The sequence below is a fragment of the Microcoleus sp. Pol1C5 genome, from assembly GCF_036701115.1.
GTDB lineage: Bacteria > Cyanobacteriota > Cyanobacteriia > Cyanobacteriales > Microcoleaceae > Microcoleus.
On the sequence record NZ_JAUBQE010000032.1, the window covers coordinates 80906 to 92855 of the forward strand.

The 11950-nt window shown below is 48.4% G+C and carries 10 protein-coding genes; 8 read left to right on the top strand and 2 right to left on the bottom strand.

The features are described 5' to 3' along the window. Nucleotides 1-10: 10 nt before the first annotated feature. Nucleotides 11-208, bottom strand: coding sequence for a hypothetical protein (locus QUA23_RS18600; RefSeq protein WP_006631916.1), 198 nt, complete (start codon nucleotides 206-208; stop codon nucleotides 11-13). A gap of 168 nt (nucleotides 209-376) precedes the next feature. On the opposite strand from QUA23_RS18600, the gene glyA reads away from it, so the two are divergent. The 7 genes from glyA (at nucleotide 377) to QUA23_RS18635 (ending at nucleotide 9835) form a co-directional block, all read left to right on the top strand. Continuing rightward, the gene (gene glyA, locus QUA23_RS18605; protein ID WP_333077582.1) at nucleotides 377-1660 is read left to right on the top strand and encodes a serine hydroxymethyltransferase; all 1284 of its coding nucleotides are present in this window, start codon (nucleotides 377-379) and stop codon (nucleotides 1658-1660) included. Nucleotides 1661-2114: 454 nt separating this feature from the next. Then, entirely contained in the window at nucleotides 2115-3170 is a 1056-nt protein-coding gene (locus tag QUA23_RS18610) for an MraY family glycosyltransferase (RefSeq protein ID WP_333077583.1), read from the top strand. Nucleotides 3171-3292: 122 nt separating this feature from the next. After that, nucleotides 3293-4549, top strand: a complete 1257-nt coding sequence (locus tag QUA23_RS18615; RefSeq protein WP_333077584.1) for a competence/damage-inducible protein A — start codon at nucleotides 3293-3295, stop codon at nucleotides 4547-4549. A 299-nt stretch (nucleotides 4550-4848) separates the two neighbouring features. After that, the gene (locus QUA23_RS18620; RefSeq protein ID WP_006631912.1) at nucleotides 4849-4986 is read left to right on the top strand and encodes a hypothetical protein; all 138 of its coding nucleotides are present in this window, start codon (nucleotides 4849-4851) and stop codon (nucleotides 4984-4986) included. 112 nt (nucleotides 4987-5098) lie between these two features. Further along, nucleotides 5099-5539 carry a type II 3-dehydroquinate dehydratase gene (gene aroQ / locus QUA23_RS18625; RefSeq protein ID WP_138920973.1) on the top strand — a complete coding sequence of 147 codons (441 nt, stop codon included), beginning with the start codon at nucleotides 5099-5101 and terminating at the stop codon, nucleotides 5537-5539. Between the two features lie 173 nt (nucleotides 5540-5712). Continuing rightward, a complete protein-coding gene (locus QUA23_RS18630; RefSeq protein ID WP_333077586.1) occupies nucleotides 5713-6861 on the top strand; it encodes an ADP-ribosylglycohydrolase family protein in 1149 nt (382 codons plus the stop codon). Nucleotides 6862-7279: 418 nt separating this feature from the next. Continuing rightward, complete coding sequence (locus tag QUA23_RS18635) at nucleotides 7280-9835, top strand: HDIG domain-containing metalloprotein (RefSeq protein WP_333077587.1); 2556 nt, start codon at nucleotides 7280-7282, stop codon at nucleotides 9833-9835. A 369-nt stretch (nucleotides 9836-10204) separates the two neighbouring features. Here QUA23_RS18635 and QUA23_RS18640 read toward each other — a convergent pair whose 3' ends face one another. Beyond that, nucleotides 10205-11122, bottom strand: a complete 918-nt coding sequence (locus tag QUA23_RS18640) for a carbohydrate ABC transporter permease (RefSeq protein WP_333077588.1) — start codon at nucleotides 11120-11122, stop codon at nucleotides 10205-10207. Nucleotides 11123-11137: 15 nt separating this feature from the next. Between QUA23_RS18640 and rpsF the strand changes: the two genes are divergently transcribed. Then, the gene (gene rpsF / locus QUA23_RS18645) at nucleotides 11138-11473 is read left to right on the top strand and encodes a 30S ribosomal protein S6 (RefSeq protein WP_015176119.1); all 336 of its coding nucleotides are present in this window, start codon (nucleotides 11138-11140) and stop codon (nucleotides 11471-11473) included. The last annotated feature ends 477 nt before the right edge of the window (nucleotides 11474-11950 follow it).

Genomic DNA, 11950 nt, shown 5'->3' on the forward strand with positions numbered 1-11950 from the left:
GCAGGCTTTCTTATTTAATATTGGCAATGACGAAGCCCATTTGACACTCGTACCGATCGGGCAAATTTTCCGTAGGTTTAGCAACTGGATGCCCGCAGCGAAGCTCTCCACCGCTCCAGCGCGGTTGGCCAGTGCGATCTGCCAGCAAACAACTTTGGCAAACACACTGAGGGGCAAGCATCTGATTTTCCATTAAAATGACTAACATTTGATACCTCCGGCAGGTTTCACACCAGTAATTTCATTGTATGTCAGGAGTTGGGGACAAACCGCTTAACCTGAACACAACGTAATATTTATGTCAATGGTGCGAAATCCGTAGTACGGTATAAGATCCCCAATTCCCAATCCCAAAACTGTCAAGAGGTTGATTATTGTGACGGACACTAACTTAGAATTCCTTTCCAAAACCGATCCGCTGATTGCCGATTTAATCGGGCAAGAGCTCCAGCGGCAGCGAGATCACCTAGAACTCATCGCCAGCGAAAACTTTACCTCCGCAGCGGTAATGGCAGCTCAAGGCTCAGTGCTGACCAATAAATACGCCGAAGGACTGCCAGCGAAACGGTACTACGGCGGCTGCGAATTTATTGACGGCATCGAGCAAATTGCGATCGATCGCGCCAAACAGCTATTTGGAGCCGCTCACGCCAACGTCCAGCCCCACTCCGGCGCTCAAGCCAACTTTGCAGTATTTTTGAGCTTGCTGGAACCCGGAGACGGAATTATGGGCATGGATTTGTCCCACGGCGGACACTTGACCCACGGTTCGCCGGTCAACGTATCCGGCAAATGGTTCAAAGCTTTTCACTACGGCGTCAGCCAAGAAACAGAACAGCTCGACTATGACGAAATTTTGGCACTTGCCAAAGAAAACCGACCGAAATTGCTAATTTGTGGCTATTCAGCATATTCGCGAATTATCGACTTTGAGAAGTTTAGAGCGATCGCCGACGAAATCGGAGCCTACCTGCTCGCTGACATCGCCCACATCGCTGGGTTAGTCGCCACAGGGCATCACCCCAACCCCCTCCCTCACTGTCACGCAGTCACAACCACCACTCACAAAACCCTGCGCGGCCCCCGTGGTGGCTTGATTATGACTAATGACCCGGAATTAGGTAAAAAATTTGACAAAGCAGTGTTCCCCGGCACTCAAGGTGGGCCCTTAGAACACGTCATTGCGGGCAAAGCAGTAGCTTTCGGCGAAGCATTAAAGCCTGAATTTAAAACTTATTCCGGTCAAGTAATTGAAAACGCGCGCGCTTTAGCGGAACGGTTGCAGCAGCGGGGTTTAAAACTCGTTTCCGGCGGCACGGACAATCACTTAATGCTAGTTGATTTGCGATCGGTAAACATGACAGGCAAGCGAGCGGACCAATTAGTCAGCGGTGTGAATATTACTGCTAATAAAAATACCGTGCCTTTCGATCCGGCATCGCCATTTGTCACCAGCGGTTTGAGACTCGGTTCGCCGGCGATGACCACCAGGGGAATGGGAACAGCAGAATTTACCGAGATTGGCAATATTATTGCCGATCGCCTGCTAAATCCAGATGATGAAAGCGTCGTAGCCGACTGCCTGCGTCGAGTAGCAGCACTGTGCGATCGCTTCCCGTTATATCCCCACTTGTACTTGAAAGTGCCGGCATTAGCTTAATTTTCCTGATCGGCAATGGGAAATTGGTAGTTGGAAGTGTACGGGTAAAAGGGTAAAAGAGCAGGAAAAGATTGATAGTTGCCGGTAGCGATATTGACAAGCGGTTTTTACCAAAAATATCGATCGCCAATACGGTTTTTAGTACAGATATTTGTCGGGCGGGGCTGGTTTGACTAACGGTATTTGTCGGTTGCGAAAGATACCGCTCAACTGGGCCCGCTCGCCAAATATCGACTTTTTTGCTCGCGAAAAAGTCGATATTTCAAATCGTTAATTCGAGAGTTATGAATGAACAACCTGACAATTCGCCCCAGGGTAACTGCCATTGTGGCAAATCTCCGACTCCCAAACCCCCAGTCGCTCTTCAAGATGTTTCCTTGTTATAAGCCATCTGAAATGTAGTAGACTCTGCCTGACAGCCTAATTGCCCCGCACTATTTAAAATTGATTTCAGATGCCGTACCAGTATCTGTACCACATACTCGCTTTCCTGGTTTCTGCGATCGTCGTCCTCTGGAGTACGCCAATAGTCAAAAAAATTGGTCTCAAAAGCGGGCGAGTCGATCGACCAGGCGAGCGAAAAGTCCACAAGCGCCCTATGGTGCGCTTGGGAGGAGTGTCCATCTTTCTCGGCACTATCACTGCCCTCTTATTTGTCTGGCTCTCAGGAGGCTTCATTGATGCTAACGGACAAGTTCTCAATCCCAAAGACGAATACGAAATTTGGGGAGTAACCCTCGGCGGGATCGGATTCTTCCTCATCGGTTTAGCAGACGACCTATTTTCGCTCTCGGCATTAAAACGCTTGCTCATGCAAATTGGCGTATCCAGCATCGTTTGGATGGCAGGCGTACAGATTGAGTTTCTGACAGTTCCCTCCTTGGGACTGACTAATATTGGCTGGCTGAGCTTGCCAATTACCGTGATTTGGCTCGTCGGCATGGCGAATGCCATCAACTGGATTGACGGTTTGGACGGTTTAGCAGCCGGAGTTTCAGGGATTGCAGCAGTTGTGATGCTGATTGTCAGTCTGGCGATGCACCAACCGGCGGCGGCCCTGATTGCAGCGGCTTTAGCTGGCGGGGCCTTGGGATTTCTGCGCTACAACTTCAATCCGGCTCAAATCTTTATGGGAGATGGCGGGGCTTATTTTATCGGGTTTACTCTCGCTGGAGTGGGAGTAATTGGGTTAGTTAAAACTACGGCTGTTACTTCTGTGTTGCTGCCATATTTAATTTTAGCTGTACCGATTTTAGATATGTCGGCGGTGATTCTCGATCGACTTCGCAACGGCAAGTCACCGTTTATTGCTGACAAGCGCCACCTCCACCACCGACTTCTACAAGCCGGACTATCCCATCGATTTGCGGTTTTATTTATTTACTCACTGACACTGTGGGTGGGAAGTTTAGCCCTAGCTTTTTCGCTTCCCAGCGGCGTAATTTACGCTATGGGTGCCACAAGTTTGCTGGGATATGCTAGCTGGAAAGTTTGGAGACACGCTAGGTGAAGGAAGAAGGAAGAAGGAAGAAGGAAGAAAAATAAATAATTTCTAATGCCCCATGCCCTATGCCCAATTCCCTAATTCCCCAATCTCAAATCCAAAATCTAAAATCTAAAATCTAAAATTGAATGGTTGCTGAAATTATTTGTGTTGGCACTGAATTGCTGTTAGGCGATATTCTTAATAGCAATGCCCAGTTTTTAGCCAAAGAATTAGCGAGTCTGGGAATCCCTCACTACTATCAAACAGTGGTGGGGGACAATCCAGAACGTATCAAACAAGTGTTAGAAATCGCCGTAAGTCGATCGCAGCTTTTGCTCTTCACCGGAGGCCTGGGCCCCACACCAGACGATCTGACAGTCGAAACAATCGCCGATTTTTTTGGGGTTCCCTTAATAGAAAAGCCGGAAATTATCGCCGATATCGAATACAAATTTGCCCAGCGGGGACGCACCATGAGTCCCAGCAATCGCAAACAAGCTTTAATTCCAGAAACTGCGGACATTCTGCCGAACCGCAGCGGTTCGGCACCGGGGATTATTTGGCAGCCGGTTTCTAACGTGACAGTAATGACATTTCCCGGCGTACCGGCGGAAATGCACTTGATGTGGCAAGAAACCGCTGTTCCTTATCTGAAAAATGCTGGCTGGTGCAGCGCCACTATTTACAGCCGCACATTAAAATTTTGGGGGATTGCTGAGTCGGCATTGGCCGAAAAAGTACATAGTTTTCTGAATTTAACTAATCCTACTGTGGCTCCCTACGCCAATCACGGCGAAGTCAAACTGCGAATTTCGGCCCGCGCGGAGTCGTCCGTGGCTGCTAAAAACTTGATTGAGCCGATCGAACAACAGTTGCTGCAGATTGCTGGCCTAGACTGTTACGGTGCCGATACCGATACCCTCGCCTCGACTGTCGGTAAATTGCTGCTGTTGGCTGGCGAAACTCTTAGCGTGGCTGAATCCTGCACGGGAGGCGGGTTGGGAGCGATGCTGACAGGTGTTGCCGGGAGTTCGAGGTACTTTTTGGGCGGGATTATTTCTTACGACAACCGGGTTAAGGAAGGATTATTAGGTGTTAATCCGCAAGATTTAGCCGAATTTGGGGCAGTCAGCCACCAAGTGGCAAAACAAATGGCTGCGGGAGTGCGATCTCGCCTCAACACCAGTTGGGGATTGAGTATTACAGGCATCGCCGGGCCCGGAGGCGGCACAGACACTAAACCTGTCGGACTGGTTTATGTCGGTTTAGCGGGTCCCCACGGATCCGCAGAAAGTTTTGAATACCGCTTTGGCGATGCCAGAGGTCGCGATTGGATTCGGAATCTGAGTAGCTGTACGGCCCTTGATCGGCTCCGGCGTAAATTATTGTTGGCAAAAGCATAGAAAAAATCCTACGATTGGTCAATTGTCAACAGTCAACCGTAAGCTTAAGCTTTATTTAACACTCTCTACTCCGATATAATTCGGCAATTTTCCTTTTCCCTCTTGATTATCTGTAAAGATTCGTTATGATAATAAGATAGGACTGATTGGCCAATATACTGACTCTCTCCATTGCTCAAAACAACCAGCAAGCGAGAAAGCAAGTTTGACATTTGGTTTCAAAGTCGTGCTTGCTTATTTTCAGATATTTAGCCGTCGGTTTAGCAATCTAGACTATAAAAAAAGGAGCTATCCGTTCAATGGAAGACATTGAAAAGGTGCTGGAACAAATTAAAGAATGGGTTCGCAAGCTGATAGAAGGACTGCTGAGTCCCGAACCTGAACCGGAACTCGAACCGATTCGTATTCCTGTCAACCAACCTAGGAATCGCAGGTAGTCGGGACTGAATTAGAAGTTTGAGGTTTAAGGTTTAACGTTTGAGGTGGCAGACTCGTTCTAAATACCATGTCAAAACTCTCATAACTTTTGTTGCACTGGAAATTTTAAAATTGTTAAATATCCTGGTACTTCACGGCCCTAATCTGAATCTATTGGGTCAGCGAGAACCTGGAGTTTATGGTTCTGCGACTTTAAATGATATCAACAAGTTGCTAGAACGAGAAGCGCAAGCCCTCCAGGTGCAAGTCTCAATTCAGCAGTCGAATCATGAAGGGGTATTGGTGGATGCAATTCACTCAATGTTAGGGCAGCACCAAGGCTTATTGATTAATGCTGGAGCTTATACTCATACGAGTGTGGCAATTAGAGACGCGATCGCCGCGGTGAATATCCCTGCGGTAGAAGTTCATCTGAGCAATATTTACCGACGGGAAGCTTTTCGCCACCACTCCTTTATCGCAGCAGTGGCGATCGGGCAAATCAGCGGTTTTGGCTCAGAAAGTTATCGGCTGGGGCTGCAAGCTCTAGTGAGTTACCTGATTAAAAATTAAAAATTTACCGATTGTAGCGATCGGATGAGGGCAGGTTTTAGATGGAAAACCAGCCCTTATATGTTTTGGCTGAATTCAAATTCAAATTAATCACAAGAGTTAGGCAAAGAAGTACACCAGGAAAAATTCTAAATTACCAATTACCAATTACTAACAAATTGAGTTAAATTCAAATGCGGCATTCCCTGTTGAGCAAGTTTCAAGGAACCATCCTGGGGGCAGTTTTAGGAGACTCTATAGGCCTGCAATACCAGAGGCAACTCGTGGGTATTCCCCCCCAAACAGAAGACTTGCAGCCGATTTTACAAATGACGGAAAACCAACAATTGACCGTAAGTGGCGCAACATTGGCGTTGAATTCTGTCAACAGTAAAATCCCAATTGCCAAAGACTCATCTGCATCCGGGAGACTTGCGGTAGCGTGCACTCAAAGTTTAATTCGCTGTAGCGGTTTAGATTTAAAAGATTGGCGCGATACTTGGGAAACATTTGCCAAGTCGGAAATCAACCATCCCCCCAACAGTGAGTTTCAAATCCTGCTTAACCCTGGTGAAGCTGCCATTGCTGTGCTGCCATCGGCGATGTTTTTTCACGAAAATAAAGCCAAGCTGCGAGAAAAAATCACGCTGGCGATAGAGGTTTGGCACAGCGAAAACCAGCCAGAATGGGAAACAGCAATTTTAGCAGTAGCATATACGATCGCCCGATCTCTTAAAGAAAGACTTGACCCCGCGACAGCGATCGAGCAAACACTTGCTTACCTGAAAACAGATAACGCCTTAACAGAGCTGCTGCTGCAAGTGCAAATACTACTAGAAAAGGGAGCCGATTTAGAAACAGCCACCACTCATCTATGCAAAAGCGCCACAGCTTTGCGAGAAAGACAGGGCGAAAGTGAAAAAAAATTACAAACCAAGTCAATTGTCAACCCAGGAAATTTGGTTCCCATTGCCTTAGCTTTCTACTGCTTTTTGAGCACCCCAGAAGACTTGCGCTTGTCAGTGGTGCGGGCCGCCCGCTGTGGCATAGCCGGACAAATAACCTGCGCTTTGACGGGAGCTTTGTCTGGAGCCTATAACGGCGTTGCTGCGATTCCTGTAGAATGGCGACAGGTATCTTCGGCTGAGCTTAAATCCCAGCAGCTAGCCGACGGCCAAGAACCTTCGCTCTGGCGAACTGGCAGCGATGTAAAAATTGTAGAGTTAGCAAATAACCTGTTTGCTGTTTGGGCAGGAGTTTACAGCCCAGATGCCCGACTGGATTCCGCAGCGCTAGCCCGATCGGTGGCTGCACCTTATGTCATTAGACCTCGTAAAGTATAAAGTTTGGAGCTTTTGACGGTAAGGGGAAACCAGAAATTAGCAATTAGAAATTAACAAGTCAAAAGCAAAAGTGGAAGGAGAGCGACAATTAAAGATTAAAAAGTGAAAAATTAAATCGGACACGCCTGCCCCAACAAGCCAGGTTTAAACCAGAATACGGGGTTGGAAAACGAAGAATCTACGGAGAAACAAGGTTTTTAGCCCTCGCGCTCGAGTTCTGTTCAAGACAGACAAGGGAAGCAAAGAAGCTGCTTGCGTTGTTGGCCACCGTCAGGAAAGCCAACTACTGGCGATAGTCAGGCAAAGTAGCCTGGAGGGTTGAATATTCAGCCACGGTAGTTCGGATAAAATCAATCAAGATGCATAGTCAGAAATTCTGACAGAGCTGCTGGATAACAGTGATATATCTTCGACACAAATGAATACGCTCTCCTCATTGATGCGGCAGATTGAGCAGCTAGGGGCTGCGCGCTCACTGCGCCAACACATTGCTAAAGTGCAAAATGGCTGTAGCAAAGCAGATACCGATCGCGCTGGCGGGCCTCTCCTGAGCCGTTTGTCGCGCCCGAAATGGATTCTTCCCGAGACTTTTACTACTAGATTTACAAGTAAAACCTCCAAATCAAGCCTCAAAAATCAAGCTCGTTCCCCTATGTTGGCGCTGGTCGCGGTAGTTTCCCTCAGCAGCACTCTGGGCCACCGCTTCTACAACCAGCCGAAACTGGATGTGGGGACGAAAGCTCCTCAGACAATTAAGGCTCCCGCTACTGCTAGCATCCCCGATTACAAAACTACTGAAGAACAGCGGAAAGCAGCGCGGATCGGGGCTGTAGCGATATTAATGCTGGATTCTGCGGTCGATCGACAAATTTATCAAGAATTGCAACAATTTTTGCAGCAGGGAAGCGAGCTGCGGGAGGCGGTAGGCCCGTTTCCGTTTGTGAGTTCCTCGGTGCTCTCAAATGCTGCTCAGGTTTACTTGCGGGGCTGTCCCGAGTGGGAGTGGCGATCTATTGTGGCGCAAGCGGGTGACAAAAGTGCAACTTCCGAGCGATTGAGTTTGGATTCCCCCTCAATTGCTGTGGCAACAGATAACAAGTCTCAGCAGGATGCTATCGCTCAACTGCAAGCTTACAGCCGATCGGTTCGGGGGGCAGAGTTTCAAAGCCTGACAGACAGTATTTCCTCTGCTCGCCGGCGCTATCTCAATGCTGTGGAGGCGCTGGCAAAACCGTTGGTTTCCGGGTTCCCCCAGATTTACGATACTTCGCTGTTTGATTTGTCGGATGCAGCTTGGCAGAAAACCCAAACCGGTATGAATCGCGCGGCAAGAAGGATGGTGGCTCAAGGTATCCCGCAGGGCTTGCCAAAAGAGATTTTGAAAGAAGCCGTGAAGCTGCAAGTGGCTGATGAAGTTCCGTTAGAGTCCCAAGCTTTGGCGGTGGAGGGTTTAACAGCGATTTTGCAGCCAAATCTGGTGAGAGATCGCGAGGAAACCAAACAGCTAGCTGAATTAGCGGCGCAAAAGGTGAAACCGGTGATGATCGCAGTAGATCGGGGCGAGATAATTGTTGCACAAGGACAAGAGATATCGCAGCAAGATTTCGTGTTGCTGGACTATTTTGGTTTGAGCCGGCGGGGAGTGAATTGGCTGGGACTGACGGGTTTTGTTTGTTTAGTCGCGGGGGCAATTGCGATCGTACTGCTGGTGGAAAGGCACTACCGCTTGCGCCGGAGAGATCATTTGCTATTGCTGCTGCTGACTTTGAGCGCGCCGGTGCTGGTGAGTTTGGGGCTGCCTTGGACGAGTTTGCCCGCGATCGGGATTTTAGCGGGTGGCTTCTACGGTTCGGCGGTAGGAGTGACTGTGGTGGGGCTGCTGTCGGCGCTGCTGCCCGTTGGCTTAAATGTGGAGTTGATTCATTTGGCGGCTAGCGGGGCGGGGGGATTGCTGGGCGCTTTTATGGCCGGGCGGCTGCGATCACGCGAGGAATTGGCTCTTTTGGGCGTGGCTGTGGGCTTGACTCAGGGCACGGTTTATCTGGTGGGGACTTTGATTGCCAGCGCGGCTGCCGGTGCGATTTGGTACGTCGTGCTCGGTACAGTGGGCGCGCAAAGTTTGGCCGGTTTGGCTTGGAGCGTTGTGGCGATCGGTATCAGCCCTTATTTGGAACACGTTTTTGACTTGATTACGCCGATCCGACTGGCGGAACTTGCCAATCCCAACCGCCCGCTGTTGAAGAAGTTGGCTGCCGAGGCTCCGGGCACTTTTCAGCACACGCTGTTTGTGGCGAGTTTGGCGGAGGCTGCTGCCCGGGAGCTCGGCTGCAATGTTGAGTTGGTCAGAACTGGCACATTGTACCACGATATTGGAAAAATGCACGACCCCCTCGGATTTTGTGAAAATCAAATGGGCGGGACCAACAAACACGATGAAATAAATGACCCTTGGGCGAGCGCGGAGATTATTAAAAAGCACGTTACCGAGGGCTTGGTGATGGCGCGGAAACATAGATTGCCGAAGGCGATTCAGGCGTTTATTCCCGAACACCAAGGTACAATGTTAATTGCTTATTTCTACCACCAAGCGCAGCAAATTGCTGCAAAAGAAATAGAAGATTTAAAGAGGGCTTTGCCAGATGCGGATAATTCAAAGTTAACGATCGCAAGTCGGGAAGTGAGGGAGGAGGATTTTCGCTACGACGGGCCGATTCCGCAGTCGCGGGAAACGGGGATTCTGATGCTGGCGGATTCTTGCGAGGCTGCTTTGCGATCGCTCAAGGATGCTACTCATGAAGAGGCTTTGAATATGGTTAATCGGATTTTGAGGGCTCGCTGGCAGGATAATCAGTTGATTGATTCGGATTTAACGCGGGAGGATATGTCTCTAATTGCCGAGATTTTTGTGCGGGTTTGGGAACAGTTCAATCACAAGCGCATTGCTTACCCCAGTGCAGTTTTCACTCCCAGGTAGGAGGAAATTTTTAGTTATGAAAAATCAGTTCGCATTTCAGTTGTGAATCAGATTTCATTGCGATTTGCCCGGTAAAGCGCCATGCACTTCAGGATTGTGGCTGACAATTACCACAGTTTGTTTGATTCCTCAAAATTCCGAAGAGTTGATATCTCTTTCGCCAGCTAAGTGCGATCGCAGTTTTTGCCAGTCTTCGGCATCGATCGCATTTGCAAAAGCGATGATATCTACAACCCCAGCGCGGTCAACAATCTAGCGGATTTCTTGCCGTTCCTCCATCACAAATAAATTTGCTTAGTTGTGAATTCAAAAGATTTTAATTTTTAACCGCAGATGAACGCGGATAAACGCCGATTTTTTGTGTTGATTCTATCCTTTGACTCCCGCCGCAGTTTCTGTTGGTACAATATATTTTTGCAATAGCAAAAATACTCCCAAAACTGGAACAATAGAAATAATAGAACCCGCCGCAACTAAACGCCAATCTAAAGAAAATGTCCCGGCTAAATTGGCTACCCCTAAAGGTAAAGTGTAATATTCCGGCCTATCTAAAACTAGCAGTGGCCACAGAAAGTCGCTCCAAGAACCGATAAATACGAAAATTCCTAGAGTGACTAAAGCTGGCTTAATTGCCGGAATCATGACGTGCCACCAAATGCCTAATTCGCTGCAGCCGTCGATGCGGGCGGCTTCTTCTAGTTCTTTGGGAACTGCTAGGAATGCTTGTCGTAATAAAAATATGCCGAAGGCTGAGGCGAGTCCGGGAAAGATTACGCCTAAATAACTGTTTTTTAGTCCGAGTTGTACTGTCAATATGTATAGGGGAATCATGACTATTTGGAAAGGAATCATGATTGTGGAAACGATCGTGATTAAGATGGCTTCGCGACCGCGAAATTTGAGTCTGGCTAAGGGGTAAGCGGCGAGGGCGCAAAAGAGAACGTTGATGCTAACCGTCAGGCAGGCAATTAGGGTGCTGTTGAACAGGTAGCGGCCGAAGGGGTTGGTTTGCCAAACTTTGATGAAGTTTTCGAGGGTTGGCTGTTGCGGCCACAGTTGCGGAGGAAATTGAAAGATGTTTTCGTTGGGGGATTTGAGGGAGGTACTGAGCAGCCACAGCAAGGGAAACAGCATTAAAAGTGCGATCGCGCTCATGATGCTGTACGTCCACAGGGTGTTCCACGGCGAGGGAGTGTTGTTTGGGGAATTTGGTTTTTTAGTTTTGAGATTGTTCATTGTTGGGATATGATAATAAGTCCTTGCTTCGTGAGAAGCCTTGTTGTCCATAAGGGGATTATTGCCATGAAACCGTTTATTTACGAAACTATGTACATTCTGCGCCCTGATTTGGGTGAAGAAATGACAGACCAGGCGATCGCTAAATATCAAACTATTTTGCGCGATCAAGGTGCTGAAAACATCGAAACTCAGCACCGTGGCAAGCGCCGTTTGGCTTACGAAATCGGCAAGCACCGGGACGGGGTATACGTTCAAATGAACTATACAGCTCCGGGCGCTGCAATTTTTACCCTAGAGCGCGCGATGCGTCTGAGCGAAGAAGTGATTCGCTATTTGACAATCAAGCAAGATGTGCCAGATGCACCTGAAGCGGAAGCTGAAGCTGAAGTCGCCGAGTAGCATTGGTGTCAACTTAACGTCTTATGTAGTACCAGTCTACTGTTTGACGATTAGGGCCGCTTATTCCCCGGCACGCATTTCTTAAGGGCTACCCTGTACACAAAACTTGAAAACTAACGTCAGAGCCTTTCGCACCCCGTGGCATCCTCGTGAACAAGAGGCTAGGGGGATCTCTGGAATTGTGGGTACAGCATAGTTTCTTAAGGGCGGGACTTGATGTTGATTGAAATTATAGGTGAATAATGGGCGATTGTTTTTCTAGGGGAGGACGATCGCTCTTTTTTGTGGGGAGGCGGCAGGGACTTAATCTATTTTTATCAACAAAGAAAGCTCGCTTTTTGAGGATGGCGAGGGCGATTCACCTCAAGGGGTGACAACAAGGCTACAAAGCAGTCTGGAGCAGGGATAAAGCATGAAGCCCTTGTTGAAAATTGAGTCGTTTGTGGGGTTTGAGATTCATCAGTACGGCGGCTAAAT